This is a genomic window from Rhodoferax sp. GW821-FHT10B06, assembly GCF_059415605.1.
On sequence record NZ_JBWKNO010000022.1, the window covers coordinates 63,379 to 89,679 of the forward strand.

The window sequence follows — 26,301 nt, forward strand, 5'->3', positions numbered from 1 at the left end:
ATGGAATGGCATCGTATAGCTGAGGTTCTCTGGCCTTTTCAGCCCGGGTTGGGTTGTTGTCACAAGCCGGCCTTGCAAACGGCCGCGATCCAAGGATAGACCCCTCGGGTTCTGTTTTTCTTCCAGGAGACCAAAGATGACCATGTTCAAAAAAGTAACTAAGACCTTCCAATGGGGTAGCCATACCGTCACCATGGAAACTGGCGAAATCGCTCGCCAATCCAGCGGCGCCGTGCTGCTGGATATGGATGGCACCGTGGTGTTGGCCACGGTGGTTGCCAAAACTGAAGGCAAAGCCGGCCAGGATTTCTTCCCGCTGACAGTGGATTACCTGGAAAAGACCTACGCTGCGGGCAAGATCCCCGGCAGCTTTTTCAAGCGTGAAGGCCGCCCCAGTGAGTTCGAAACCCTGACCAGCCGCCTGATCGACCGCCCGATCCGCCCGCTGTTCCCTGAAGGTTTCTTCAATGAAGTGCACGTGGTCGTGCACACCCTGTCGTTGAATCCTGAAGTGGATGCTGATATTGCTGCCTTGATCGCTACCAGCGCGGCTTTGTCCGTCAGTGGTGTGCCATTCAGCGGCCCGATTGGTGCGGCCCGCGTGGGTTACGTCAACGGCGAATATGTGTTGAATCCAGGTCAGACGGCTCGTAAAGACTCCATCATGGATCTGGTCGTGGCGGGCACCGAAGCTGCTGTGCTGATGGTGGAGTCCGAAGCCATGCAACTCAGCGAAGAAATCATGCTGGGCGCTGTGGTGTTTGGCCATGAGCAGGGCAATATCGCCATCAACGCCATCCATGAACTGGTGCGTGACGCTGGTAAGCCTGTGTGGGACTGGAAGGCGCCTGCCAAGGATGAGCCGCTGATCGCCAAGGTCGGCGCATTGGCCGGTGACAAGCTGAACGCTGCCTACCAAATCCGTAACAAACAAGCTCGTACCCAGGCCTGCCGCGCTGCGTACGCCGAAGTCATGGCCGCCTTGAAGGCCGATGGCGCGGCTTTCGACAGCGTTGCTGTGGAAGGTATGCTGTTCGACATCGAGGCCAAGATCGTGCGCAGCCAGATTCTGGCTGGCGAGCCCCGCATCGATGGCCGTGACACGCGTACCGTGCGTGCGATTGAAATTCGCAACAGCGTGTTGCCCCGCACCCATGGCTCGGCCTTGTTCACTCGCGGTGAAACCCAGGCGTTGGTCGTCACCACGCTGGGCACTGAGCGCGATGCACAGCGTATCGATGCTTTGGCCGGTGAGTACGAAGACCGCTTCATGTTGCACTACAACATGCCTCCGTTTGCCACCGGCGAAACCGGTCGCGTGGGCACGCCGAAACGCCGCGAAATCGGCCACGGCCGTCTGGCCAAGCGCGCTCTGGTCGCTGTGCTGCCGAGCAAGGAAGACTTCCCCTACACCATGCGCGTGGTGTCGGAAATCACCGAATCGAACGGTTCGTCGTCGATGGCTTCGGTCTGCGGCGGCTGCCTGTCGCTGATGGACGCTGGCGTGCCGATGAAAGCCCACGTGGCCGGTATTGCCATGGGCCTGATCAAGGACGGCAACCGTTTCGCCGTGCTGACCGATATTTTGGGTGATGAAGATCACCTGGGCGATATGGACTTCAAGGTGGCCGGTACCACCAACGGTATCACCGCGCTGCAGATGGACATCAAGATCCAGGGCATCACCAAGGAAATCATGCAGGTTGCGCTGGCGCAAGCCAAGGAGGCTCGCCTGCACATCCTGGGCAAGATGATGGATGCGATGTCGGAAGCCAAGACCGAAGTGTCGACCTTCGCGCCACGTCTGTTCACCATGAAGATCAATCCGGAAAAAATCCGTGACGTGATCGGCAAGGGTGGAGCGGTGATTCGTGCGCTGACCGAAGAAACCGGCACCCAGATCAACATCGAAGAAGACGGCACCATTACCATTGCTTCCAGCGATCCAGCCAAGGCCGAAGAAGCCAAGCGCCGCATCGAGCAGATCACGGCCGAAGTGGAAATCGGCAAGGTTTACGAAGGCCCGATCACCAAGATTTTGGACTTTGGTGCGCTGGTTAATTTGCTGCCTGGCAAGGATGGTTTGCTGCACATCAGCCAGATCGCCCACGAGCGTGTGGAAAAGGTGTCTGACTATCTGACCGAAGGCCAGATCATCAAGGTTAAGGTGATGGAAACGGATGAAAAAGGCCGCATCAAGCTGTCCATGAAGGCTTTGTTGGACCGTCCGGCGCCTGCTGCCTATAACCCAGAAGCCCAGCACTGATCTGGTGTGTGGTGGTCGTATTCCAATGCGGCCACCTGCCGGAGGTGGGGCCTTCCCTGTATTAACGCCGTGATGAAGGCTATCGAGATCCAAGCCTATGGTTCACCTGACGTTTTGCGTCTGGTGGATCGGCCTGTGCCCGTCCCCAAGGCGGGTGAGTTGCTGATTCGTGTGGCTGCCAGTGGCGTCAACCGACCGGATGTATTGCAGCGCACGGGCCATTACCCTGTACCGGACGGTGCTTCGGATATCCCGGGCCTGGAGGTCGCTGGCGTCGTGGAGGCGGGTGACCTGCTGGCTATGGCCGAGGCGGGCTTTGCTGTTGGTGATCGGGTCTGTGCTTTGGTCGCTGGCGGCGGTTATGCGGAGATGTGTGTGGCGCCCATTGCCCAATGTCTGCCGGTTCCTGCTGGATTGACTGACGTCGAGGCAGCCTCATTGCCTGAAACGTTTTTTACCGTTTGGAGCAATGTTTTCGACAGAGCTCGTTTGCAAAAAGGTGAGGTCTTGCTGGTACAGGGCGGTAGCAGTGGCATTGGTGTAACGGCCATCCAGCTGGCCAAGGCCATGGGGGCCACGGTTGTTGTGACGGCGGGGAGTGCTGAGAAATGTGCTGCTTGTCTGGCGCTGGGGGCTGACCATGCGATCAACTACAAAACCCATGATTTCGTCGAGGACATCCAAAGGATATTTGGTGGCGCTGGTGTGGACGTGGTGTTGGACATGGTTGCTGGAGGTTATGTAGCGCGCGAAATCCAGTGCTTGGCCGAAGATGGTCGTTTGGTGATTATTGCGGTCCAGGGCGGGGTCAAGAGTGAGTTCAATGCGGGGCTGGTGTTGCGTAAGCGTTTGACCATTACCGGTTCGACCTTGCGTCCCCGTTCCGTGGTCTTCAAGGCAGAAATTGCAACCGCATTGAAGAGTCGTGTATGGCCTCTGTTGGAGGTCGGGGCGATCAAGCCGGTGATTCATAAGGTGTTTGCTGCTGTTGGTGACAAGGCAGGATGGACTGGGGCGGCTCAGGCACACACCTTGATGGAGTCGAACCAGCATGTTGGGAAAATCATTTTGACTTGGTAGTTTTATGAAGAAAAAACTGATTGTTGGTAACTGGAAAATGAACGGTAGCCTGGCCGCTAACCAGGCACTGTTGGAAGGATTGACTGCAGGTGTGGCTGCGTCGACTTGTGGGGTCGCGGTTTGCGTCCCCGCGCCATATTGGTCTCAGGCGCAGACCTTGCTTGCATCTAGTGCTATTTTTTTGGGAGCGCAGGATGTTTCCCAGCATGCGTCAGGTGCTTACACCGGCGAGCTGTCACCCGCTATGCTCAAGGAGTTTGGCGTGCGTTACGCCATCGTTGGTCATTCGGAGCGCCGTCAATACCATGGAGAAACAGACGAGGTAGTTGCGGCAAAAACCCAGTGCGCACTAGCCAATGGTGTTACGCCGATCGTATGTGTGGGTGAAACCCTGGCTGAGCGTGAAGCGGGTAAAACCGAAGAGGTTGTGAAGCGCCAGCTTGCGGCTGTGATCCATGCCAATGGCCATTGCATTAGCGAAATTGTGCTGGCCTATGAGCCTGTATGGGCTATCGGTACCGGCAAGACCGCTACGCCAGAGCAGGCTCAGCAAGTGCATGCGTTGTTGCGTGCTCAGCTTCGGGCGGCTAGCAGCCATGCCGATCTCATCCCTATTCTGTATGGCGGCAGCATGAATGCTGCCAATGCGGCGAATTTGCTGTCCCAGGCGGATATCGATGGTGGCTTGGTGGGCGGTGCCTCGCTCAAAGTTGCTGATTTTCTGACTATCGTTGCAGCTGCTCAATAGTTAATCAATATTAATAGCTTAGATTTAGGAGTTCCAAATGAATTTTTTATTGACCCTTCTGTTGGCGGTACAGATGCTGGCGGCGGTTGGCATGATTGGTCTGATCCTGGTTCAGCATGGCAAGGGCGCTGATATGGGTGCGGCTTTTGGTAGCGGTAGTTCTGGCAGTCTCTTTGGTGCCAGCGGAAGCGCCAATTTCCTCTCTCGCACTACAGGCATTTTGGCTGCGGTGTTTTTTGCGTGTACCTTGGCTCTGGCGTATTTCAATGGTGCGCGTCCCGTGAGTTCGGGTAGTGTTTTGGATCGCCCGGCTGCCGGCGCCGCTGCGCCCGATGCGGCAGCTTCTGGTGTTGCTGCTGGAGCAAAAAATGAGCCTGCTGCAGCTGTTGTGCCGAGCTCTGGTGCCGGTCAAATTCCGACGAAATAATCTGTGTTGAATTTACCGAGTGCACTCTGAAATGGAGGGGTGTTTCGGGTAAACTCTATTGCTGTACTGAAAGCCAAAAGCCGCAAGGCTCCTCATGCCATCTGTACAGAGAAACCGCCGTCGTGGTGAAATTGGTAGACACGCTATCTTGAGGGGGTAGTGGCGAAAGCTGTGCGAGTTCGAGTCTCGCCGACGGCACCAACAAAAAGGCCTGTCAAGCCAGCAAGGTTTGACAGGTTTTAGCGGTGATAGAAATTTCAAGATGAACCTCGACCAATACCTCCCAGTCCTTTTGTTCATCTTGGTTGGAGTGGGGGTCGGTGTAGCGCCCCAAGTGCTTGGTCATATCTTTGGGCCCAATCGTCCTGATGGGGCCAAGAACTCCCCTTACGAATGCGGCTTTGAGGCTTTCGAAGACGCGCGCATGAAGTTCGATGTGCGCTATTACCTCGTTGCCATTCTTTTCATATTGTTCGATCTGGAAATTGCCTTTCTGTTTCCTTGGGCGGTAGCGCTGAAGGAGGTCGGTGTGGTTGGTTTTTGGGCCGTCATAATTTTTCTGGGCATTCTGGTCGTTGGCTTTGTCTACGAGTGGAAAAAAGGCGCCCTGGATTGGGAGTAATAAGATGATTGAAGGTGTCATGAAAGAAGGGTTCGTCACCACGTCTTATGACTCGGTGGTGAACTGGGCTAAGACGGGGTCGCTATGGCCCATGACGTTCGGTTTGGCTTGCTGTGCTGTCGAAATGATGCATGCGGGCGCGGCGCGATACGACTTGGATCGATTTGGTATGTTGTTTCGCCCCAGTCCACGTCAAAGCGATTTGATGATTGTTGCAGGCACGTTGTGCAACAAGATGGCACCGGCCCTGCGCAAGGTCTATGACCAGATGCCGGAGCCGCGCTGGGTTCTTTCCATGGGCTCATGCGCCAATGGCGGTGGTTACTACCACTATAGTTATTCGGTAGTGCGTGGTTGTGATCGCATTGTGCCTGTCGATGTCTATGTGCCTGGTTGTCCACCCACCGCTGAAGCCTTGTTGTACGGTGTGATTCAGTTGCAACAAAAGATTCGGCGCACCAATACGATTGCGAGGGCTTGAGATGACTGCATACGCTGTTCAGCCCCAGGCGCTTAAAGAAATTATTGAAAATGTGCTCGGGGATCGAGCGCGCCAGGTCACCATTGCGTTGGGCGAGGTTGAGGTGGTTGTGGCGCCAGCCGACTACGCGGCGGTGGCGCTGCTGCTGCGTGACGCACAAGGTTGCAAGTTCGAGCAACTGATGGATCTGTGTGGATTGGATTACTCTTCATTTCGTGATGGCGAGTATGACGGTCCACGGTATGGCGTTGTGTTGCAACTTCTATCGGTTAGTTTGAACCAGCGTTTGCGACTGAAGGTGTTTTGCGCCGACGATGATTTCCCTTTGGTGGATTCTGTTGATGCAGTCTGGAATTCAGCCAACTGGTTTGAGCGCGAGGCATTTGATCTTTTTGGCATTCTCTTTGAGGGTCACAACGATTTGCGTCGGATCCTTACGGACTATGGCTTTATCGGTCACCCTTTCCGCAAAGATTTTCCAACTTCGGGGCATGTCGAAATGCGCTACGACCCGGAGCAGAAACGTGTTGTCTATCAAACGGTTTCTATTGAGCCGCGGGAAATTACCCCGCGCATCATCCGGGAAGACAACTATGGTGGCTTGCATTAAGCGCAGGATAGCTCATGGCTGAAATCAAGAATTACACGCTCAATTTTGGGCCCCAACATCCGGCCGCGCACGGCGTTTTACGTTTGGTTTTGGAGTTGGATGGCGAGGTTATTCAGCGCGCGGATCCGCATATCGGTTTGTTGCACCGCGCCACTGAAAAGTTGGCCGAATCCAAGACTTTTATCCAGTCGCTGCCCTATATGGACCGTCTTGACTATGTGTCAATGATGGCGAATGAGCAGGCTTACTGTCTTGCCATCGAAAAAATGATGGGCATTGATGTGCCGCTGCGTGCGCAATACATCCGCGTGATGTTTGCGGAGATCACCCGTTTATTGAACCATCTGCTGTGGTTGGGTGCGCACGGCCTAGACTGTGGAGCGATGAACGTACTGATCTATTGCTTCCGCGAGCGTGAAGATCTGTTTGATATGTACGAGGCGGTGAGTGGTGCGCGTATGCATGCGGCTTACTTCCGTCCAGGCGGTGTGTACCGTGATCTGCCGGACACCATGCCGCAATACAAGGCCAGTCGCATCAAAAATGCGAAGACCATGGCAAAGTTGAATGAAAATCGCCAGGGCAGTTTGCTCGATTTCATTGACGATTTTTGCGCCAGATTCCCAAAGTGCGTTGATGAATACGAAACCTTGCTGACGGAAAATCGTATCTGGAAGCAGCGTACGGTTGGCATTGCGGTGGTGACTCCCGAGCGTGCTTTAAACCTAGGTTTCTCGGGCGCAATGCTGAGAGGCTCTGGTGTTGCATGGGACTTGCGTAAAAAACAACCTTACGATGCTTATGACAAGGTCGAGTTTGATATTCCTGTTGGTAAGACGGGGGATTGTTATGACCGTTACCTGGTTCGAGTCCAGGAAATGCGCGAATCAAACCGGATCATCAAGCAATGCGTAGATTGGTTACGTGTGAATCCTGGTCCGGTTATTACTGACAACCACAAAGTTGCTGCGCCTGCACGTGAGTCTATGAAGGCGAATATGGAGGAGTTGATCCACCATTTCAAGCTTTTCACGGAGGGTTTCCACGTACCGATGGGTGAGGCGTATGCCGCCGTGGAGCATCCTAAGGGTGAATTTGGTATTTACTTGGTTAGCGATGGTGCCAACAAGCCTTATCGGCTGAAGATTCGTGCACCCGGTTTTGCGCACTTGGCTGCAATGGATGAGTTGTCTCGCGGGCACATGATTGCCGATGCTGTTGCTGTGATCGGCACGATGGACATTGTGTTCGGCGAAATTGACAGGTGATGCACACATGATTTCTGAAGCAACAAAATCTCGTTTCGCCCGCGAAGTGGCGAAGTTTCCGTCTGATCAAAAACAATCCGCTGTAATGGCTTGCCTTTCTATTGTTCAGCAAGAGCTTGGCTATGTAAGCGCTGAAAGTGAGAAGGTCGTAGCCGAATATCTGGATATGCCGCAGATTGCCGTGCATGAAGTGACGACCTTCTACAACATGTACAACCAAGTGCCGACAGGCCGCTTCAAGCTCAACGTGTGCACTAATTTGCCCTGTCAGTTGCGAGATGGTGCCAAGGCATTGAAGCATCTTGAGCACAAGTTGGGTATTGCTATGAATGAAACAACCCCTGACGGCTTGTTTACTCTGCAGCAAAGTGAATGTCTGGGCGCGTGTGCAGATTCTCCGGTCATTTTGGTGAACGACCGTACTATGTGCAGCTTTATGAGCAACGAGAAGTTGGATCAGTTGGTGGATGGATTGCGTGCATCCAGTGCGTTGCCAGTGGAGGCGAAGTAATGTCTGCTGAACAAATCCTTTCTCAGTTCAAGGCTACAGGTGTTCAAACCTGTTTCCATGATCGGCATATTAATCCCCAGATTTTTGCAAATCTGGATGGTAGTAATTGGCGTTTGAAGGACTATGAAGCACGCGGTGGATACCAGGCGTTGCGCAAGATTTTGGGAAAAGACGGTGGTGAAGGTCTGACCCAGGATCAGGTGATTGCGACAGTCAAGGAGTCCGCGTTACGTGGCCGAGGTGGGGCAGGTTTCCCCACGGGGTTGAAGTGGAGCTTCATGCCACGCCAATTTCCGGGGCAGAAATACCTGGTGTGCAACTCAGATGAGGGTGAACCTGGGACCTGCAAAGACCGCGACATCATGCAATATAACCCTCATATCGTGATTGAAGGTATGGCGATTGCTGCGTATGCAATGGGTATCTCTGTTGGGTACAACTATATCCACGGTGAAATTTTTGGGACCTACGAGCGCTTCGAAGAGGCGCTTGAAGAGGCGCGCAGTGTGGGGCTTTTAGGCAACAATATTTTGGGAAGTAACTACTCTTTCCAACTGCATGCTTCACATGGCTTCGGTGCCTATATCTGCGGAGAAGAAACAGCGTTACTGGAGTCCTTGGAAGGTAAGAAGGGACAACCGCGTTTCAAACCTCCATTCCCTGCAAGTTTTGGCTTGTATGGAAAGCCTACGACCATCAACAATACAGAAACCTTTGCGGCCGTTCCCTGGATCATCCGCAATGGTGGTCAAGCCTATTTGGAATGTGGTAAGCCTAACAATGGCGGCACTAAGATCTACTCTGTGAGTGGCGATGTAGAGCGTCCTGGCAATTACGAAATTCCAATGGGAACGCCATTTTCCAAATTGCTGGAATTGGCGGGTGGCGTTCGCAAAGGCCGTAGTTTGAAGGCCGTGATTCCTGGCGGATCTTCTGCGCCTGTGCTGCCTGCAGACATCATGATGCAGTGCACCATGGACTATGACTCCATTGCCAAAGCAGGTTCGATGCTGGGTTCTGGCGCCGTGATTGTGATGGATGACTCTCGCAGTATGGTGGAAAGCTTGCTGCGCTTGTCTTACTTCTATTCGCATGAGTCCTGCGGTCAGTGCACGCCGTGCCGGGAAGGTACCGGATGGATGTGGCGTGTGATCGACCGCATATGGCGAGGGGAGGGCAGGGTGACCGACTTAGACCTGCTGAACTCGGTGGCCGACAACATCCAAGGTCGCACGATTTGTGCGCTGGGTGATGCTGCTGCCATGCCCGTGCGGGCCATGATCAAGCATTTCCGCCCAGAGTTCGAGGCGTTGATCCAAAACAAGAATCCACAGGCTGCAGCGCACGCCTGATCAAGGGAAAGTACATGGTAGAAATCGAGCTCGACGGCAAAAAGGTGGAAATCGTCGAAGGCAGCATGGTTATGCATGCTGCTGAAAAGGCGGGAACTTATATTCCGCATTTTTGTTATCACAAGAAGTTAAGTATTGCGGCCAACTGCCGTATGTGCTTGGTGGATGTGGAAAAGGCTCCCAAGCCCATGCCTGCATGTGCTACGCCTGTCACACAAGGAATGATTGTTCGCACTAAGAGCGACAAGGCAATTAAGGCCCAGCAGTCCGTGATGGAGTTTTTGCTGATCAACCATCCCTTGGATTGCCCTATTTGCGATCAGGGTGGTGAATGCCAATTGCAGGATTTGGCCGTGGGTTATGGCGGTTCTTCTTCTCGTTACGAGGAAGAAAAACGGGTTGTCTTCCACAAGGATGTGGGTCCCTTGATCTCGATGGAGGAGATGAGCCGTTGCATACATTGCACGCGTTGCGTGCGCTTTGGCCAAGAGGTTGCAGGTGTGATGGAGCTTGGAATGATCCATCGGGGCGAGCATTCCGAGATCACGACAGTGCTGGGCGAGACTGTGGATTCAGAGTTGTCGGGCAATATGATCGATATTTGCCCTGTCGGTGCGTTGACTAGCAAGCCCTTTCGTTACAGCGCTCGTACCTGGGAGTTGTCACGCCGCAAATCAGTAAGCCCGCATGACTCTACGGGCGCAAATCTTGTTGTGCAAGTTAAAAACAATAAGGTTATGCGTGTTGTGCCGCTGGAAAACGAAGCGGTAAATGAATGCTGGATTGCTGATCGCGATCGTTTTTCCTATGAGGCATTGAATAGTACCGAGCGTCTTACTACGCCTATGCTGAAGCAGGGCGGGGAGTGGAAGTCGGTAGATTGGCAAACCGCACTTGAATATGTTGCTAATGGCCTGCAGCAGATCAAGGAACAGCACGGCGCTGCATCCATTGGTGCTTTGGTGAGCCCGCACAGTACTCTTGAGGAACTGGTTCTTGCTGGTGCGTTGGTACGCGGTTTGGGTAGTGAAAATATTGACTATCGCATGCGTAATGCTGAGTTTGCTCCAAACGAAGGTGTACGTTATCTGGGCACTTCCATTGCAAGTCTGTGTCAGTTGCAACGTGTCCTGGTGGTGGGATCCAATCTGCGCAAGGATCATCCCTTATTTGCACAACGCATTCGCCAGGCGGCGCGCAAAGGTTGTGCTGTGAGTGTTATCAATTCTGAAGTTGAGTTGGCTCAGCCCGACGCGTGGGCCATGCCTTTGGCTTATTCCACGCTGGTGCCAGTTGCGCAATGGGTTCAGGTTCTGGCTGATGTTGCTGTAGCAATTGCATCGGAAAAGGGTGTTGCTCCGCCTGCAAAGGGTGAGGCAACCGCGGTTGCGATTGCAATTGCCAAGTCTCTGTTGGGGGGGGATAGAAAAGCTGTGTTGCTGGGTAATGCTGCAGCACATCACGCCAAGGCTTCCAGTATTCTTGCTTTGGCAAATTGGATTGCTGAGCAAACTGGTGCTTCTATTGGTTATCTGACGGAAGCAGCAAATACCGTGGGTGCGCAATTGGTCAATGCACTTCCTGGGCAAGGCGGATTAAACGCTCAGATCATGCTGAATGGTGCTTTGAAGGCGGTTCTGCTTTTGAATACGGAGCCAGAGTTTGATTCTGCAGCTGGTGCTAATGCAGCATCGGCTCTGGCTAAAGCTGAAATGGTGGTTACGTTAAGTCCGTTCAAGGCCAACTTGGCGTTCAGCGATGTGCTTTTGCCTATTGCGCCATTTTCTGAGACGGCAGGTACTTTTGTGAATGCCGAAGGCCGTATCCAAGGTTTTCATGCGGTGGTTCGGCCGTTGGCTGAAACTCGACCAGGATGGAAGGTTTTGCGTGTATTGGCGAACCTGTTGAAGGTTCCTGGTTTTGACTTCGAGTCATCACAGGATGTCTTGGCGACAACGGGTTTTCTTGGTGCTGCAAGTGTTTCTGTCGATATGCTGAGCAATAAAACCCAGGCAAACGTGGATCTGAGTTCTGCAAATGTAGCTACACCGTCCGTTGCAAGCCTTTACCAATTAGACGGTATTGTGCGCCGCGCTACGTCATTGCAGCTTACTGCGGATGGTCGTCGTGCATCCAGCGTGAATGAGGTGACGGCATGATCGATTCGATATTCGGTTTTGGCCAGGGGCTGGTTGCTGCAAACTGGTGGGCTGCTGGTGCATGGCCTGTTATCTGGACGCTTATCAAGATCGTTGCGGTGTTGCTGCCGTTGATGGGATGTGTGGCTTACCTTACTTTGTGGGAACGTAAGGCAATCGGCTGGACCCAAATTCGTATTGGTCCTAATCGCGTCGGTCCTCTGGGGTTACTGCAACCTATTGCAGATGCACTGAAGCTGCTCACCAAAGAAATTATTCTTCCCTCGGTAGCAAATAAGGGGCTATTTTTCTTGGGTCCGATTATGACGATCATGCCGGCCTTGGCAGCTTGGGCGGTGGTCCCATTCGGTCCTGAAGTTGCGCTGTCCAATATCAATGCAGGTTTACTGTTTTTGATGGCAATTACATCTCTGGAGGTGTATGGCGTCATTATTGCCGGCTGGGCATCCAATTCCAAGTATGCTTTTTTAGGCGCACTACGTGCTTCTGCGCAGATGGTGAGCTATGAAATCGCTATGGGTTTCTGTTTCGTAATTGTGTTGATGGTATCTGGCAGCTTGAATATGACCGACATTGTGTTGGGGCAGGCTAAGGGTATGTTTGCAGACAAGGGCCTGACATTCCTCTCATGGAATTGGCTGCCTTTGTTGCCGGTGTTTATTGTGTATTTCATTTCCGGTTTGGCTGAGACAAATCGACATCCTTTTGACGTGGTCGAGGGAGAGTCTGAAATTGTTGCAGGCCATATGGTGGAGTACTCTGGGATGAGCTTTGCCATGTTCTTCTTGGCCGAGTACGCCAATATGTGGCTGGTTTCTATCTTGACCGTAATCATGTTCTTGGGGGGATGGCTCTCTCCGATTGACGGTGCGTTGTTCAATCTTATTCCAGGCTGGATTTGGTTGGGCATCAAGACATTTGCGGTCGTCACTATGTTTCTATGGGTACGTGCCAGCTTCCCACGGTTTCGTTATGACCAAATCATGCGCTTAGGTTGGAAGATTTTCATACCAATTACCTTGGTGTGGCTGGTTGTTGTGGGTGCGTGGATGCAAACGTCGTTAAATATCTGGAAGTAAAGAGAGTCATTCATGTCTTCTACATTGGCTTCTTCCGCCTTTTCACTGAAAGATTTCCTTTCCAGTTTTATGCTGGTGGAGCTTTTTAAAGGTTTGGCGCTTACAGGAAAGCATGCCTTCCGGCGCAAGATTACTGTGCAATTTCCAGAGGAAAAGACGCCCATATCGCCGCGCTTTCGCGGTCTGCACGCTTTGCGTCGTTACGAAAATGGTGAAGAGCGTTGCATCGCCTGCAAACTATGCGAGGCAGTGTGTCCAGCAATGGCCATCACAATTGAGTCTGATGTGCGTGCTGATGGTTCGCGTCGTACCAGCCGCTATGACATTGATCTGACCAAATGTATTTTTTGTGGCTTTTGTGAAGAGAGTTGCCCCGTCGATTCAATCGTGGAAACCCATGTTTTTGAGTATCACGGTGAAAAGCGTGGTGATCTCTATTTCACCAAAGATATGTTGCTGGCCGTTGGTGATCGGTATGAGAAGGAAATTGCAGCTGCCCGTGCTGCAGATGCCAAATACCGTTGATATCCTCTGATCGCAATCCTTTTGATCCTATAAAACAAGAATCGATCCATGGACGTTAAGACTGGCCTTTTTTACTTTTTCTCAGCGGTGTTGTTGTTCGCTGGGTTTCGTGTCATTACGTCGCGCAACCCTGTATACGCAGCGCTTTACCTCGTATTGGCGTTTTTCCAGGCTGCGGCGATTTGGATTTTGCTCAAAGCTGAGTTTCTAGCCATAGCCTTGGTGCTGGTGTATGTCGGCGCCGTGATGGTGTTGTTTCTCTTTGTCGTGATGATGTTGGATATCAATATCGATTCCATGCGACAAGGCTTTTGGAAACATTTCCCATTTGCAGCCGCTATTGGCGCTTTGATCGCTTTGGAGATGGCGGCAGTGTTGATGGGGGGATTCCGTTTAACGGAGGAGGCTCGCAATTCTGCTGCTTTAGTACCTGTAGTACCTCAGTTTTCTAATACCAAAGAGTTGGGGAAGCTGTTGTATACCGAGTACTTGTATCCCTTGGAAATAGCCGCGGTTATTTTGCTGGTGGCGATTGTGGCTGCAATTGCACTTACCTTGCGTCAGCGCAAGGATAGTAAGCATGCCAGCCCATCTGATCAGGTTCGCGTGAAGGCGCGTGATCGCGTAGAAATTATCAAGATGAAGGTGACGCAACCTGTTCAAGCTGAGGTGGCGGCGGCCGTCGTTGCGAGCGTGGAGAAAAAATAATGACGTTAACGCTAGGTCACTTTTTGTCGCTGGGGGCAATCTTGTTTGCCCTGTCGGTTATTGGCATCTTTCTAAATCGAAAGAACCTTATCGTTTTGTTGATGGCAATTGAGCTGATGCTTTTGGCTGTGAACATGAACTTCGTGGCTTTCTCGTACTATCTGAATGATATGCGTGGGCAAATATTTGTGTTTTTTATTCTGACGGTGGCTGCTGCTGAATCGGCTATTGGTCTGGCTATTCTGGTGCTTCTCTTCCGTAATAAGTCCAACATCAATGTGGATGAACTCAATGCGCTCAAGGGTTAATAAGAAATGACTCAAACCCTTACCGCTTCTACTCTTCTTGCAGTTCCACTGGCCCCACTTGCAGGAGCTCTTCTGGCCGGTATTTTTGGTACCGCATTTGGTGGCAATTTAATTGGTCGCCGCGCTAGCCATAGTCTGACGATCTTGGGCGTATTCGTTGCCTTCATCTTGTCGGCTATGACGCTCAAAAGCGTTATTTTGGATGGAGCTCGTTTTAGTGAAACTCTCTACACCTGGATGGTGGTTGGTGGGTTGCACATGGAGGTCGGATTTCTTGTCGATGGTCTGACCGCGATGATGATGTGTGTGGTGACTTTTGTGTCTCTCATGGTGCACATCTATACCATCGGGTACATGGAGGAAGATGAAGGCTATAACCGATTTTTTGCCTACATCTCGTTATTCACATTCTCCATGTTGATGTTGGTGATGAGCAATAACATGCTTCAGCTATTCTTTGGCTGGGAAGCGGTGGGCCTAGTGTCTTATTTGTTGATTGGTTTCTGGTTTAACCGGCCTACTGCCATTTTTGCCAATATGAAGGCATTTTTGGTTAACCGTGTAGGTGACTTCGGCTTCATTCTCGGCATTGGTCTGATTGCTGCCTATGCTGGTACTTTGAATTACGCAGAGGCTTTTGGGAAGGCCGATGAGTTGAGCAAGCTTGTGTTCCCTGGTACTGAGTGGATGCTGGTTACAGTAATTTGCATTTGCTTGTTCATTGGTGCCATGGGTAAGTCCGCACAGTTTCCTTTGCATGTTTGGCTGCCGGACTCTATGGAAGGCCCGACTCCTATTTCTGCATTGATTCATGCTGCGACGATGGTTACCGCTGGTATTTTCATGGTCGCTCGCATGTCTCCACTGTTTGAATTGAGCGATACCGCGCTCAATTTCATTATGGTCATCGGCGCTATTACTGCGCTGTTTATGGGGTTCCTTGGCATTATTCAGAACGACATCAAGCGCGTTGTGGCGTATTCAACGTTGTCGCAACTCGGCTACATGACTGTCGCACTGGGTGCTTCGGCCTATTCGGTCGCCGTGTTTCATTTGATGACCCATGCTTTCTTCAAGGCACTACTGTTTTTGGCTGCTGGTTCGGTCATCATGGGCGTTCACCACAACCAGGACATTCGTTGGATGGGCGGTCTGCGTCGCTACATGCCAATTACGTGGATTACTTCGTTGCTGGGCTCTTTGGCGCTGATCGGAACTCCGTTATTTTCCGGCTTTTACTCAAAAGACAGCATCATTGAAGCTGTGCAAGAGAGCCATTTGCCCGGTGCAGGTTTTGCTTCATTTGCTGTGTTGGCCGGCGTGTTTGTGACGGCGTTTTATTCCTTCCGTCTCTACTTCCTGGTCTTCCATGGCAAAGAGCGTTTCGATCAAAATCCAGATGCCCATCATGGTCACCATGATGATCATGCCGACCACCACGGTCACCATGAGGCGCATACACCCCATGAATCTCCTTGGGTGGTGACTTTGCCATTGGTTCTATTGGCTATTCCATCTGTAATTTTGGGATGGATGACGATTGATCCGATGTTGTTTGGTGATTTCTTCAAGGGTGCTATTTTTGTAGATGCGGAGCGTCATCCGGCAATGGAAGAGTTGGCCAAAGGTTTCCATGGTCCTATGGCGATGGCCTTACACGCGCTGACTTCCCTGCCTTTCATATTGGCCTTGGCCGGTGTGGTGGTTGCTTATTACATGTACATGGTCAATCCTGCCGTGCCAGCGACCATTAAGCGTGCTTGCCAGCCAATTTACACGCTGCTTGAAAACAAATATTACCTGGATTGGTTTAATGAAAACGTATTGGCTCGTGGAGCGCGTTTGTTGGGCTCATTGCTGTGGAAGGTGGGTGACCGCGTGATCATCGACGGGGCTGTGGTCAATGGTTCCTGGAAAATTGTGGGCTGGGTATCTGGCTTGGTACGTTGGGTGCAGACCGGTTTTATCTACCACTATGCCTTTGCCATGATTGCCGGTGTCTTTGTATTGATGACATATTTCGTCTGGCACGATCAGTTTATGGCTTTGGTCCGGCTCGTCAAATAAGGGAAAAGAAAAATGGGACTGTTGAGCCTAGCTATTTGGATACCTATATTCTTTGGCGTTGTACTTTTGGCCCTGGGGCGTGATGAGCATGCTCGGGCTGTGCGTTGGATTGCACTGATTGGTGCATTGCTGAGTTTTCTAGTCACATTGCCGATTTACCAAGGTTTTCAACTTGGGACATCGGCTATGCAGTTCGTGGAAAAGGCAAGCTGGATTGAGCGCTTCAATGTCTTCTACCACCTAGGTGTGGATGGCATTTCTGTATGGTTTGTGATCTTGACCGCGTTTATCAACGTGGTTGTGGTTATCGCTGGATGGGAGGTTATTACCCGCCGCGTTAACCAGTACATGGGCGCTTTCATGATCCTGAGTGGATTGATGATCGGTGTGTTTTGTGCGCTCGACGGGATTTTGTTCTACGTATTCTTTGAAGCCACTCTGATTCCGATGTACTTGATCATCGGAATCTGGGGTGGTCCAAACAAGATATACGCAGCCTTCAAGTTCTTTCTGTACACCCTGCTAGGCTCTTTGCTGATGCTGGTTGCATTGATTTTCTTGTACGTGAAGTCAGGTGGTAGCTTTGATATCGCTACCTGGCACCAGCTGCGCTTGGATAGCCGCACGCAGACCTTGTTGTTCTTTGCTTTTCTTGCTGCATTTGCCGTCAAGGTTCCCATGTGGCCTGTACATACCTGGTTGCCGGATGTGCACGTGGAGGCACCTACCGGTGGTTCGGCCGTCTTGGCTGCGATCATGCTCAAGCTGGGCGCATACGGGTTCCTGCGTTTCTCACTTCCCATTGCGCCCGATGCGGCTCACCAATGGGCTTGGTTGTTGATCGCTTTCTCCTTGATCGCTGTGATTTACGTCGGCTTGGTTGCGATGGTGCAGCAGGACATGAAGAAGCTCGTTGCGTATTCATCCGTCGCTCACATGGGTTTCGTGACCTTGGGTTTCTTCATATTCAATGACTTGGGTATTTCGGGCGCTTTGGTTCAGATGATTGCGCACGGCTTTGTGTCGGCTGCTATGTTCTTGTCCATTGGCGTACTGTATGACCGTGTGCATTCACGTGAAATTGCAAGCTACGGCGGTGTAATCAATACCATGCCCAAGTTTGCTGCGTTTGCATTGTTGTTTGCCATGGCAAATTGTGGTTTGCCGGGCACTGCGGGCTTTGTGGGTGAGTGGATGGTTATTTTGGGTGCCATCAAGTTCAACTTCTGGATCGGTTTTGGCGCGGCGACCGCATTGATTTTTGGTGCTGCATATACCTTGTGGATGTTTAAACGGGTGTATCTCGGACCCGTGGCCAATGACGATGTCAAGGAACTTACGGATATCAATGCCCGGGAGTTTTTGATGCTGGCGCTGTTGGCAATTGCTGTTCTCGCCATGGGGATTTATCCCAAACCGTTTACCGACGTGATGGACGCTTCGGTTGCCGATTTGATCAAGCATGTTGCGATTTCCAAGTTGTAAACACCACTGAATTGAGAACGATAAGATGATTGACACAATCAGTTGGATTACGGTTTATCCAGAGATTATTTTGTTGGCGATGACCTGTGTTATTGCCTTGGTCGACTTGGGTGTGAAAAGCCCTCGTAGAACCGGAACTTATATCTTGACGATGGCCACGCTGGCCTTCGTTGCATTCCTGCAGGGTTCCTACGCCAGCGGCAATACCACGCTGTACGGCTTTGGCAATATGGTGGTCAGCGACCCCATGGGCAACTGGCTGAAATGTTTTGCAACGGTTGCGGTCATGGTGACCTTGGTATATGGCCGTCCTTATGCGGCCGATCGTGACATGCTGCGCGGTGGTGAAATGTTCACCCTTAGCCTGTTTGCGCTGTTGGGCATGTCTGTGATGATTTCGGGCAACAACTTCTTGGTCATCTACATGGGCCTGGAGCTGCTCACTTTGTCCAGTTATGCGCTAGTGGCTTTGCGCCGCGACAACGCTACTGCTAGCGAGGCCGCCATGAAGTACTTTGTGTTGGGCGCGCTGGCATCTGGCTTCTTGCTATACGGCTTGTCCATGATGTACGGCGCAACAGGAACCCTGGAGGTGGGCCAGGCATTCAAGGTGATTGCTTCCGGGCAAGTTAAGCACCAGGTGCTGGTGTTTGGTCTGGTATTTGTGGTTGCCGGTCTGGCGTTCAAACTCGGCGTTGTGCCTTTCCATATGTGGATTCCAGACGTTTACCAAGGCGCTCCCACGGCGGTGACCTTGATGGTCGGTGGTGCTCCCAAGCTGGCCGCATTCGGCATCGTGATCCGCCTGTTGGTAGAGGGCATGCTGCCTCTGGCGATAGATTGGCAACAGATGCTGGTGGTGTTGTCTATCGGCTCCCTGCTGGTGGGTAACCTGGCTGCCGTGGCCCAAACCAATCTGAAGCGCATGTTGGCTTATTCCACCATCTCTCAAATGGGCTTTGTCTTATTGGGTCTGTTGTCTGGTGTGGTCAATGGCGACACCTTGTCTGCCGCGAATGCTTACAGCTCATCGATGTTTTATGTCGTGAGTTATGTATTGACCACCCTGGCTGGCTTCGGTGTGATCTTGCTGCTGGCTCGCGAAGGCTTTGAAAGCGAAGAAATCTCTGATTTGGCTGGCTTGAATGAGCGCAGTCCCTTGTATGCCGCCGTGATGGCCATCTGCTTGTTCTCCATGGCTGGCATCCCTCCTATGGTCGGCTTCTACGCCAAACTCTCGGTGCTGCAAGCGTTGATTGCCTCTGGCTACACCGGCTATATCGCTTTGGCAATTTTTGCCGTGATCATGTCCTTGATTGGCGCGTTCTATTATTTGCGCGTGGTGAAGGTGATGTACTTTGACGCACCCATTACCGCCAGCACGGTATCTGCTCCGTTGGACGTGCGCGCGGTGTTGACTCTGAATGGCGCGTTGGTTCTGTTGCTGGGCTTGGTTCCTGGTGGTTTGATGGCCTTGTGCGCACGCTCCATCGTGTTGACACTGGGCACTTGAGTGGCTTGGATGTTGCCTATGCTGGCTGGATATTGAGTTGACCCAAACAGTATCTGTTTGGCTGGTTTTGTTGGCCGCCTTGTGTGCGGCCAACTTGCCTTTTGTGAGCCAACGTTTGTTCGGTTTGATATCCGTGTCCCGGGGTAAATCCTTGGGCGTTCGGTTGGGCGAGTTACTGCTCCTCTATGTGCTGGTGGGCGGTTTGGGTTTGTTTTTGGAGAACCACGCCGGACAAATCGCATCCCAAGGCTGGGAGTTTTACGCCATCACGGGAACGTTGTTTTTGACCCTCGCATTTCCAGGGTTTGTCTACCGCTATCTGCTCAAGCACAGTCGCTGAGCCACACTGCCATGATGGCTTGCTGCCTGCAGCAGGGCTCTTCTGATTCTTTCTTTGCCACCTTATCCGCTGCACCCTTATGCCATCCAACGACCAGCATTTGATCGAGCACAAGACCGATAGCGAGGAGTTGCTGCGCGGGCGCTTTTTGCATGCTTTTCGCGATACGGTTCGGCTGCCTGATGGCAGCAGCGCCACGCGTGAATATGTGAACCACCCGGGCGCCGTGATGGTGATTCCCATGCTGGACGACGGACGTTTGGTGTTGGAGCGCCAGTACCGCTATCCCTTGCAGCGGGTGATGGTGGAATTCCCGGCGGGCAAGTTGGACGCAGGCGAATCCACGTTCAACTGTGCGCAGCGCGAGCTATTGGAAGAAACTGGCTATACCGCCACAGAGTGGGCCCATGCCGGCCAGTTGCACCCTGTGATTGCTTATTCGACAGAGTTCATTGACATCTGGTTTGCGCGCGGGCTAAGCCTTGGCGAGCGCAAGCTGGACGCTGGTGAGTTTCTGGATGTTTTCACGGCGAGCTTGCCCGAGCTGTTGCAATGGTGCTGCGATGGTCGGGTGACAGACGGTAAAACGCTGACGGCTGCACTGTGGTTGCAGAACGTGGCATCGGGTGCCTGGTCTCTGGAATGGCAGACTGCCGACGCGTTGGTGGCCGTCGACTGAGTCCATATGAAAGTTCTGGATCTTCAGTGCGCGCACCGGCACAGCTTTGAAGGCTGGTTTGGCTCGGAGGACGATTTCCAGAGCCAGCTTGGCAGAGGTCTGGTGGAATGCCCTTTGTGCGGTGACACCCATATCACCAAGATGTTGAGTGCGCCGCGTTTGAATCTGGGTGCGACGCAAACCCCGACGGCCAACTCGGCTGAGCCAGCAAAGGCTGCGGGCACCGATGTGGCTCTACCGGCGGCGTCTGAGCCCCAAGTGGCCTGGATGAAGCTGCTGCGCCATGTGCTGGACAACACGGAAGACGTAGGCTCCCAGTTTGCGGAAGAAGCGCGCAAAATGCACTACGGCGAGAGCGAGGCGCGCAACATCCTCGGCCTGGCCTCGCCTGAAGAAACAGAGGCATTGCTGGACGAGGGCATAGACGTATTGCCTTTGCCCATCCCTGCCGGCTTCAAAGGCCGTTTGCAGTAATACCCGTGGCAGGGGCCGTTGGCCCCCGCTCTGGCATCAGGGGTACAGGCCGCGCAGTTCGCGGGTGTGCAGAATGCGTTTGCAAGCCACGATGAAGGTGGCGGTACGCAGGCTGACCTTGTTGTCTTGCGCGACTTGCCAGACGGCAGAGAACGCCTCCTTCATGATGCGCACCAGGCGGGCGTTGATTTCGTCTTCGTCCCAGAAGAAGCTGGAGAAATCCTGCACCCATTCGAAGTAGCTCACCGTCACGCCGCCGGCGTTGGCGATCACGTCGGGCAGTACCAGGATGTTGCGTTCATGCAGGATGTCGTCCGCTTCCGGCGTGGTCGGGCCGTTGGCGCCCTCGATCACCAGGCGGGCCTGGATGCGGCCGGCGTTGGCCGCCGTGATTTGCTGCTCCAGTGCGGCCGGAATCAGGATGTCGCAAGGCACTTCCCAGAACTTGTCATTGCTGATGACTTCCGCGCCTTCAAAGCCGCCCACGCTACCCGTGGCTTGCACGTGCTTGAGCAGGTTGGGTACGTCCAGGCCGGCTTCGCGGTAGATGGTGCCGCCATGGTCCTGTACGGCAACCACACGGGCGCCGGCTTCGGCAAACAGCTTGCCCGCTACGCCACCCACATTACCAAAGCCCTGCACGGCCACGCGGGCGGTGGATACGTCCAAGCCGATGTGCTTGGCAGCTTCCACGCCCACGGTGAATACGCCGCGGCCCGTGGCTTCACGGCGGCCGAGGGAGCCACCCAGATCCACTGGCTTGCCGGTCACCACGCCCGTAGCAGTGGAGCCCTGGTTCATGGAGTAGGTATCCATCATCCAGGCCATGATCTGCTCGTTGGTGTTCACGTCCGGCGCGGGGATATCCTTGTTCGGGCCAATGATGATGCCGATCTCGCTGGTATAGCGGCGCGTCATGCGCTCCAGCTCGCCGCGCGACAAGGTCTTGGGGTCTACGCGGATGCCGCCCTTGGCGCCGCCGTAGGGTACGTTCACGGCGGCGTTCTTGATCGACATCCAGGCTGACAGCGCCATCACCTCGGACAAAGTTACGTCCTGGTGGAAGCGCACGCCGCCCTTGCCTGGGCCGCGGGATGTGTTGTGTTGCACGCGGTAGCCTTCAAAATGGCGCACCGTACCGTCGTCCAGGTGGATCGGCACGTCCACCACCAGAATGCGCTTGGGGCGTTTCAGGGTTTCAACCCAGCGCGCCAGGTTGCCCAGATAGGGCTCCACCCGGTCAACCTGCTTGAGAAAGATGCCCCAGGGACCCAGGTGGTCGGCGTTCAGGTAAGAGGGCAGCGAGTGCACGGTCGGGGCCGTGGTGGACGGTACTTGCAACATGAAATTCCTTGATGGACGTTGAAGCCGCGAGCTTAGAACCGCCTTGTGCCTTTGTCTAACGCCAGGTTCTATGCATGTTATGTGTTTAATGCATAAAGAGAACAAAGCCGTTACACGGCCGACTTGCCATCCAGCTGCAGCAGCTGTTCAGCTTGCACGCGCAGCTGGGGCAGCAGCTGGTAAATCAGCGCCAACTGGGTGTGCACGACGCGCTGGGCCGGTGGTGCGTCCTCGGGTGTGCGCTGCAGCATTTCCAACAAGATGGGCTCGGATGCGTCTGCTGGAGCCAGCGGTTGGCTGTTGGCCAGGCTGTTGGCCAGTTGTTCCAGCACGCGCTGCGCGAGGCTGGCGGCCTGCGCAGTGGGCGTGTCGCCGGTGGCTTCGGCCAGGGTTTCACGGTGCGCACCCAGGGCTGACAGATAGTTCAGCAGCGTGTGTGACAACAGCAAAAAGCGCAGTCCACTATCGCCCCGGCCCTGCAGAAAGCCGGGTTCCTGGAACAGATTCGACAGCGCGGTGGACAGCGCGGCATCAGCGTTGTGCGCGTTGCGCCGGGCCAGGCGGTAGGCTAGGTCGTCGCGCTTGCCGGTTTGGTACTGGGCCATGATTTCGCGCAGATAGGCATGGCAGGTGGTGAGCGTGCGGGCGGCCACCACGTGCATGCGCCGGCCCTGCCAATCGGGCAGGATAAGGAACACCGCCAGCCCGGCAATCAGGCTGCCCAGCAGCGTGTCCACCATGCGCGGCACGATCAGCTGGTAGCCGTCGCCGAGCTGGTTGAAGCTCAGCAGTACCAGCAGCGTCATGGCGGCCGTGGCCAGCATATAGCGCCGGGTACGCGTGCTAAAGAACACCACGCCGGCCGCCACCGCAAACATCGCTTGCAGCAGCAGGCTGGGGAACAGCCGGAACAGCGCCCAGCCCGCCACCAGGCCCAGCAGGGTGCCGCTGATGCGCTGCGCCATGCGCTTGCGGGTGGCACCAAAGCTTTGCTGGCAGACGAACACCGTGGTCAGCAGAATCCAGTAGCCCTGGCGGGCATGCACCCAGTGCAACAGGCCGTAGCCCACGGCCAGGGCAATGCTCAGGCGCAGCGCGTGGCGGAATAGCGGGGCCGAGGGCGTCAGCTGCAGGCGTATGCGGTCCACCGCTTCGCGCAGCGACTGCGGCGAGCGATCCAGCAGGCTGTCGTCCTGCGGCTCGGTGTTGTCGTCAGGCTGGCTGGCGCGGGCCAGCCGGGCCTGCAGCGTGCCCAGGTTCTTGGCCAGGGCGCGCAGGGGCGCCAGCAGGCGCTGCCAGGCGGCGGTTTGCGCCAATTGGTGGCCTTCCAGATGCGCCAGGGAGTCCTGCAGGTCCTGCAGGGCCTGGTTGCCTGCGCTGTCTTCGCGCACGGTCTGGCGCAGCAGGATGGCGCGGGCCAGGCGGTTGCAGCTATTGCCCTGCAGCGTCAGCAGGCGCTGGCAGCGGAACAGCACATCGCTGTGGAAGAAGGTGTCGGTCAGCTCGCTGTACGGCGAGTGCGATGAGCTGGCGCGCTCGTGCACCTCCTGGGCGATGAAGTACAGCCGCAGATAGTGCTGCAGTGGCCGGCTGGGCGCGGCCTCCAGGCGGTTCAGAATGCTTTCCTTGGCGGTGTTCAGCGCGTTGACCACCGTGCCATTGCGTTGTGCCAGGGCCAGGCGTTTGACCTCCTGGTTGATGCCGCGAACGGGCTCGAACAGCGAAGCCTTCAACCGCAGATAGTCGCCCAGCACGCGGTACAGCTGCGCCAGGTTCTGCTGCACCGGCTGGTGCGGAAAGCAGGCGCACCACAGTACCGACAGCAGCCCGTACCAGGCCGCGCCACCCACCAGCAGCATGGGTTCCAGCCAGAACGCGCTGGCCGAGCCGCCACGTTGGTCCATGCCGATGGTGGTGTAGATCGACAGAATCAGCGTGCCATAGGCAATCGCCTGGTAGCGCGGGCTGATGGCGCCCAGCATGGTCAGGCAGAAGGTGGCCAGCACCAGCGCGCAGGGGAACAGCCAGGGGTGCGGGAACAGGTACTGCACGGTAAAGGCCGCCAGCGTGAAGCACAGCAGGGTGACCAGCAGAGCGTGCAGGCGGCCGCGCCAGTTGTCGTCGGTCTCGGCCAGGGCCGAGGCGATGGTGCCCAGAAAGATAGGCATCACCAGCGCCATCTCGTCCAGTTCCCAACCCACGGCCATGGTGGTGCTCAGCGCGATGAAGATGCGCAGGCTATAGGGAAAGGTGTCCAGCGCCCAGAGGCGGCGCAAGAACTGGGACAGCGGGAAGAAGGGCATAGGGCTTTACACGGGTTGCTATCTAAAAAATAGCTGCTGGCGCAGATAAATACTGCGCTGGAGGCATATTTTATGCAAATAAACCGTGTCGCAAATGGCGTGCCAGAGCCCGTGCGCTGGCGGCCTCAGCTCGTGAACTGCAGCGCTGCCAATCGGGCGTAAACGCCGTCGGCCGCGACCAGCTCGGCGTGCGTGCCTTGCTCCACGATGTGCCCATGGTCCAGCACCACGATGCGGTCGGCCTGCTGTACCGTGGCCAGCCGGTGGGCGATGACCAGCGTGGTGCGGCCACGCATGGCGGATTCCAGCGCGGCCTGCACCATGCGCTCGCTCTCGGCGTCCAGTGCGCTGGTGGCTTCGTCCAGCAGCAGCAGCGGCGCGTTTTTCAGCATGGCGCGGGCAATCGCCACGCGCTGGCGCTGGCCGCCGCTCAGGCGCACGCCGCGTTCACCCAGGAAGGTGTTGTAGCCATCGGGCAGGGCGGTGATGAAGCCGTGGGCAAAGGCCGACTCGGCGGCGGCCATCACCTCGGCATCGGTCGCATCGGGCCGACCGTAGCGGATGTTCTCCAGCGCGCTGGTGGAGAACATCACCGCGTCCTGCGGCACGATGCCGATGTGCTGGCGCAGGTCCTGCAGGTCCATGGCGCGCGTGTCCACGCCATTGATACGGATGCTGCCGGCCTGCGGGTCGTAGAAGCGCAGCAGCAGTTGCAGCACCGTGCTCTTGCCTGCGCCGCTGGCGCCCACCAGGGCCACGGTTTCACCGGGTGCCACATCCAGGTTGAACTGGCTCAGCGCCGGCTGCAGCGGGCGCGATGGGTAGCGGAACTCGATTGCTTCTAAATTGATAGCGCTTCCCGCAGATGTTGTCTGCGTAGGAGCCGCATTCGGCGCAGACTGTATGGGCGACTCGGTGGCCAGCAGCTCCATCAGCCGCTCGCTGGCACCGGCGGCGCGCAGCACATCGCCATACACCTCGCCCAGCACGGCGGTGGCGCCTGCCAGGATGATCACGTAGACCACGGTCTGCCCCAGGTGGCCCGCCGAGATGCTGCCTTGTAGCACCGCCTGCGTTCCCTGGTACAGGCCCCACAGCAGCGCGCCGGAGGTGGCGGTGATGATGAAAGCCACCAGCACCGAACGTGCCTTGCTGCGGCCCACGGCGGTCTGGAAGGCGGCGGCGGTGGAGTCGTTGAAGCGGCGCGCTTCGCGCCCCTCGGCGGTATAGGCCTGCACCACGGGAATGGCGTTCAGCACTTCGGCGGCGATGGCGCTGCTGTCGGCCACGCGGTCCTGGCTGGCGCGTGACAGTTTGCGCACCCGGCGGCCAAACCACACGCTGGGCAGCACGATCAGCAGCAGCACGCCAAATACCTGGGTCATCACCAGCGGGTTGGTCCAGACCAGCACGCCCAAAGCGCCCACACCCATCACCGCATTGCGCAAGCCCATGCTCAGCGACGAGCCGACCACGGTCTGGACCAGGGTGGTGTCCACCGTCAGGCGCGACAGCACCTCGCCGGTCTGGGTGGTTTCAAAGAACTGCGGGCTTTGCTTCAGCACATGGGCGTAGACGGCGTTGCGGATGTCGGCCGTGACGCGTTCGCCCAGCCAGCTCACGGTGTAGAAGCGCGCCGCCGAGAACAGGCCCAGCGCCGCTGCCACCGCGAACAGTTCGAAGAAATGGTTGCGCAGCGCCATGATTTGCGCCCCGCGGTCCACACCGCCGTCCGCGCCCTGCGTCACCAGGCCCTGGTCGATCAGCGAGCGCAGCGCCAGCGGAAAAGCCAGCGTGGCACCCGCCGCCAGGATCAGGAAGACGATGGCCAGCACGATGCGCCCGCGGTAGGGCCGCAAGAACGGCAGCAGGCCGGACAGGGAGCGCGGAGAGCCTTTGGCGGCTTGGGAAGAGGAGGGGGAGGTTGCCATACCCGGAGTGTAGCCATAGTT

At 55.2% G+C, this 26,301-nt stretch carries 24 protein-coding genes and 1 tRNA gene; 22 read left to right on the plus strand and 3 right to left on the minus strand.

The window, feature by feature from the left end; genetic code table 11:
• The first annotated feature begins 136 nt into the window (after window positions 1-136).
• The 22 genes from pnp to AC07O2_RS23820 all read left to right on the plus strand — a co-directional run bounded on the left by pnp (window position 137) and on the right by AC07O2_RS23820 (window position 20,702).
• Window positions 137-2,266, plus strand: a complete 2,130-nt coding sequence (pnp, locus tag AC07O2_RS23715; RefSeq protein WP_495103574.1) for a polyribonucleotide nucleotidyltransferase — start codon at window positions 137-139, stop codon at window positions 2,264-2,266.
• A 72-nt stretch (window positions 2,267-2,338) separates the two neighbouring features.
• Window positions 2,339-3,346 carry an NAD(P)H-quinone oxidoreductase gene (locus tag AC07O2_RS23720; protein ID WP_495234651.1) on the plus strand — a complete coding sequence of 336 codons (1,008 nt, stop codon included), beginning with the start codon at window positions 2,339-2,341 and terminating at the stop codon, window positions 3,344-3,346.
• 4 nt (window positions 3,347-3,350) lie between these two features.
• Window positions 3,351-4,094: a triose-phosphate isomerase gene (tpiA, locus tag AC07O2_RS23725; RefSeq protein ID WP_495097330.1), complete on the plus strand. Its 744-nt coding sequence runs from the start codon at window positions 3,351-3,353 to the stop codon at window positions 4,092-4,094.
• Between the two features lie 37 nt (window positions 4,095-4,131).
• Window positions 4,132-4,521, plus strand: coding sequence for a preprotein translocase subunit SecG (gene secG / locus AC07O2_RS23730; RefSeq protein WP_495097329.1), 390 nt, complete (start codon window positions 4,132-4,134; stop codon window positions 4,519-4,521).
• Window positions 4,522-4,637: 116 nt separating this feature from the next.
• Window positions 4,638-4,722: transfer RNA gene (locus AC07O2_RS23735), tRNA-Leu, on the plus strand.
• Between the two features lie 61 nt (window positions 4,723-4,783).
• Window positions 4,784-5,143 carry an NADH-quinone oxidoreductase subunit A gene (locus tag AC07O2_RS23740; protein ID WP_495097328.1) on the plus strand — a complete coding sequence of 120 codons (360 nt, stop codon included), beginning with the start codon at window positions 4,784-4,786 and terminating at the stop codon, window positions 5,141-5,143.
• Between the two features lie 4 nt (window positions 5,144-5,147).
• Window positions 5,148-5,624 carry a NuoB/complex I 20 kDa subunit family protein gene (locus AC07O2_RS23745; protein WP_495097327.1) on the plus strand — a complete coding sequence of 159 codons (477 nt, stop codon included), beginning with the start codon at window positions 5,148-5,150 and terminating at the stop codon, window positions 5,622-5,624.
• A gap of 1 nt (window position 5,625) precedes the next feature.
• Window positions 5,626-6,234, plus strand: a complete 609-nt coding sequence (locus AC07O2_RS23750) for an NADH-quinone oxidoreductase subunit C (protein WP_495234652.1) — start codon at window positions 5,626-5,628, stop codon at window positions 6,232-6,234.
• Between the two features lie 14 nt (window positions 6,235-6,248).
• Window positions 6,249-7,502: an NADH-quinone oxidoreductase subunit D gene (locus AC07O2_RS23755; protein WP_490590192.1), complete on the plus strand. Its 1,254-nt coding sequence runs from the start codon at window positions 6,249-6,251 to the stop codon at window positions 7,500-7,502.
• Between the two features lie 7 nt (window positions 7,503-7,509).
• Window positions 7,510-8,013, plus strand: a complete 504-nt coding sequence (nuoE, locus tag AC07O2_RS23760) for an NADH-quinone oxidoreductase subunit NuoE (RefSeq protein ID WP_495234653.1) — start codon at window positions 7,510-7,512, stop codon at window positions 8,011-8,013.
• Window positions 8,013-9,365 carry an NADH-quinone oxidoreductase subunit NuoF gene (gene nuoF, locus AC07O2_RS23765; protein WP_495234654.1) on the plus strand — a complete coding sequence of 451 codons (1,353 nt, stop codon included), beginning with the start codon at window positions 8,013-8,015 and terminating at the stop codon, window positions 9,363-9,365. The genes nuoE and nuoF overlap by 1 nt, the downstream gene beginning before the upstream one ends.
• Before the next feature lie 14 nt (window positions 9,366-9,379).
• Window positions 9,380-11,524: an NADH-quinone oxidoreductase subunit NuoG gene (nuoG, locus tag AC07O2_RS23770; protein WP_495234655.1), complete on the plus strand. Its 2,145-nt coding sequence runs from the start codon at window positions 9,380-9,382 to the stop codon at window positions 11,522-11,524.
• Window positions 11,521-12,603 carry an NADH-quinone oxidoreductase subunit NuoH gene (nuoH, locus tag AC07O2_RS23775; RefSeq protein WP_495103581.1) on the plus strand — a complete coding sequence of 361 codons (1,083 nt, stop codon included), beginning with the start codon at window positions 11,521-11,523 and terminating at the stop codon, window positions 12,601-12,603. Before nuoG ends, nuoH begins: the two co-directional genes overlap by 4 nt.
• A 12-nt stretch (window positions 12,604-12,615) precedes the next feature.
• The gene (gene nuoI / locus AC07O2_RS23780) at window positions 12,616-13,128 is read left to right on the plus strand and encodes an NADH-quinone oxidoreductase subunit NuoI (RefSeq protein WP_495234656.1); all 513 of its coding nucleotides are present in this window, start codon (window positions 12,616-12,618) and stop codon (window positions 13,126-13,128) included.
• 48 nt (window positions 13,129-13,176) lie between these two features.
• The gene (locus AC07O2_RS23785) at window positions 13,177-13,836 is read left to right on the plus strand and encodes an NADH-quinone oxidoreductase subunit J (RefSeq protein ID WP_495103583.1); all 660 of its coding nucleotides are present in this window, start codon (window positions 13,177-13,179) and stop codon (window positions 13,834-13,836) included.
• Window positions 13,836-14,144 (plus strand): NADH-quinone oxidoreductase subunit NuoK, encoded by a 309-nt coding sequence (gene nuoK / locus AC07O2_RS23790; protein ID WP_490590185.1) that lies wholly within the window; start codon window positions 13,836-13,838, stop codon window positions 14,142-14,144. The genes AC07O2_RS23785 and nuoK overlap by 1 nt, the downstream gene beginning before the upstream one ends.
• Before the next feature lie 6 nt (window positions 14,145-14,150).
• Window positions 14,151-16,211: an NADH-quinone oxidoreductase subunit L gene (nuoL, locus tag AC07O2_RS23795; protein ID WP_495234657.1), complete on the plus strand. Its 2,061-nt coding sequence runs from the start codon at window positions 14,151-14,153 to the stop codon at window positions 16,209-16,211.
• Window positions 16,212-16,223: 12 nt separating this feature from the next.
• The gene (locus AC07O2_RS23800; protein WP_495097317.1) at window positions 16,224-17,696 is read left to right on the plus strand and encodes an NADH-quinone oxidoreductase subunit M; all 1,473 of its coding nucleotides are present in this window, start codon (window positions 16,224-16,226) and stop codon (window positions 17,694-17,696) included.
• A 25-nt stretch (window positions 17,697-17,721) separates the two neighbouring features.
• Complete coding sequence (gene nuoN / locus AC07O2_RS23805; RefSeq protein ID WP_495103586.1) at window positions 17,722-19,209, plus strand: NADH-quinone oxidoreductase subunit NuoN; 1,488 nt, start codon at window positions 17,722-17,724, stop codon at window positions 19,207-19,209.
• Window positions 19,210-19,246: 37 nt separating this feature from the next.
• A complete protein-coding gene (locus tag AC07O2_RS23810; protein ID WP_495097315.1) occupies window positions 19,247-19,549 on the plus strand; it encodes a DUF2818 family protein in 303 nt (100 codons plus the stop codon).
• A gap of 79 nt (window positions 19,550-19,628) precedes the next feature.
• Window positions 19,629-20,228, plus strand: a complete 600-nt coding sequence (locus AC07O2_RS23815) for an NUDIX domain-containing protein (protein WP_495234658.1) — start codon at window positions 19,629-19,631, stop codon at window positions 20,226-20,228.
• A gap of 6 nt (window positions 20,229-20,234) precedes the next feature.
• Window positions 20,235-20,702, plus strand: a complete 468-nt coding sequence (locus AC07O2_RS23820) for a DUF1178 family protein (RefSeq protein ID WP_495234659.1) — start codon at window positions 20,235-20,237, stop codon at window positions 20,700-20,702.
• Window positions 20,703-20,738: 36 nt separating this feature from the next.
• On the opposite strand, the gene AC07O2_RS23825 is transcribed toward AC07O2_RS23820, so the two are convergent.
• From AC07O2_RS23825 to AC07O2_RS23835, 3 genes are all read right to left on the minus strand, one after another.
• A complete protein-coding gene (locus tag AC07O2_RS23825) occupies window positions 20,739-22,046 on the minus strand; it encodes a Glu/Leu/Phe/Val family dehydrogenase (protein WP_495097312.1) in 1,308 nt (435 codons plus the stop codon).
• 110 nt (window positions 22,047-22,156) lie between these two features.
• A complete protein-coding gene (gene yccS / locus AC07O2_RS23830) occupies window positions 22,157-24,349 on the minus strand; it encodes a YccS family putative transporter (protein ID WP_495234660.1) in 2,193 nt (730 codons plus the stop codon).
• A gap of 125 nt (window positions 24,350-24,474) precedes the next feature.
• Window positions 24,475-26,280, minus strand: coding sequence for an ABC transporter transmembrane domain-containing protein (locus AC07O2_RS23835; protein ID WP_495234661.1), 1,806 nt, complete (start codon window positions 26,278-26,280; stop codon window positions 24,475-24,477).
• Between the last annotated feature and the right edge of the window lie 21 nt (window positions 26,281-26,301).

Bases quoted from the DNA above. Each gene is read 5' to 3' on its own strand.
- pnp (WP_495103574.1), top strand. From the start codon at position 137: ATGACCATGTTCAAAAAAGTAACTAAGACCTTCCAATGGGGTAGCCAT.
- AC07O2_RS23720 (WP_495234651.1), top strand. From the start codon at position 2,339: ATGAAGGCTATCGAGATCCAAGCCTATGGTTCACCTGACGTTTTGCGT.
- tpiA (WP_495097330.1), top strand. From the start codon at position 3,351: ATGAAGAAAAAACTGATTGTTGGTAACTGGAAAATGAACGGTAGCCTG.
- secG (WP_495097329.1), top strand. From the start codon at position 4,132: ATGAATTTTTTATTGACCCTTCTGTTGGCGGTACAGATGCTGGCGGCG.
- AC07O2_RS23740 (WP_495097328.1), top strand. From the start codon at position 4,784: ATGAACCTCGACCAATACCTCCCAGTCCTTTTGTTCATCTTGGTTGGA.
- AC07O2_RS23745 (WP_495097327.1), top strand. From the start codon at position 5,148: ATGATTGAAGGTGTCATGAAAGAAGGGTTCGTCACCACGTCTTATGAC.
- AC07O2_RS23750 (WP_495234652.1), top strand. From the start codon at position 5,626: ATGACTGCATACGCTGTTCAGCCCCAGGCGCTTAAAGAAATTATTGAA.
- AC07O2_RS23755 (WP_490590192.1), top strand. From the start codon at position 6,249: ATGGCTGAAATCAAGAATTACACGCTCAATTTTGGGCCCCAACATCCG.
- nuoE (WP_495234653.1), top strand. From the start codon at position 7,510: ATGATTTCTGAAGCAACAAAATCTCGTTTCGCCCGCGAAGTGGCGAAG.
- nuoF (WP_495234654.1), top strand. From the start codon at position 8,013: ATGTCTGCTGAACAAATCCTTTCTCAGTTCAAGGCTACAGGTGTTCAA.
- nuoG (WP_495234655.1), top strand. From the start codon at position 9,380: ATGGTAGAAATCGAGCTCGACGGCAAAAAGGTGGAAATCGTCGAAGGC.
- nuoH (WP_495103581.1), top strand. From the start codon at position 11,521: ATGATCGATTCGATATTCGGTTTTGGCCAGGGGCTGGTTGCTGCAAAC.
- nuoI (WP_495234656.1), top strand. From the start codon at position 12,616: ATGTCTTCTACATTGGCTTCTTCCGCCTTTTCACTGAAAGATTTCCTT.
- AC07O2_RS23785 (WP_495103583.1), top strand. From the start codon at position 13,177: ATGGACGTTAAGACTGGCCTTTTTTACTTTTTCTCAGCGGTGTTGTTG.
- nuoK (WP_490590185.1), top strand. From the start codon at position 13,836: ATGACGTTAACGCTAGGTCACTTTTTGTCGCTGGGGGCAATCTTGTTT.
- nuoL (WP_495234657.1), top strand. From the start codon at position 14,151: ATGACTCAAACCCTTACCGCTTCTACTCTTCTTGCAGTTCCACTGGCC.
- AC07O2_RS23800 (WP_495097317.1), top strand. From the start codon at position 16,224: ATGGGACTGTTGAGCCTAGCTATTTGGATACCTATATTCTTTGGCGTT.
- nuoN (WP_495103586.1), top strand. From the start codon at position 17,722: ATGATTGACACAATCAGTTGGATTACGGTTTATCCAGAGATTATTTTG.
- AC07O2_RS23815 (WP_495234658.1), top strand. From the start codon at position 19,629: ATGCCATCCAACGACCAGCATTTGATCGAGCACAAGACCGATAGCGAG.
- AC07O2_RS23820 (WP_495234659.1), top strand. From the start codon at position 20,235: ATGAAAGTTCTGGATCTTCAGTGCGCGCACCGGCACAGCTTTGAAGGC.
- AC07O2_RS23825 (WP_495097312.1), bottom strand. From the start codon at position 22,046: ATGTTGCAAGTACCGTCCACCACGGCCCCGACCGTGCACTCGCTGCCC.
- yccS (WP_495234660.1), bottom strand. From the start codon at position 24,349: ATGCCCTTCTTCCCGCTGTCCCAGTTCTTGCGCCGCCTCTGGGCGCTG.
- AC07O2_RS23835 (WP_495234661.1), bottom strand. From the start codon at position 26,280: ATGGCAACCTCCCCCTCCTCTTCCCAAGCCGCCAAAGGCTCTCCGCGC.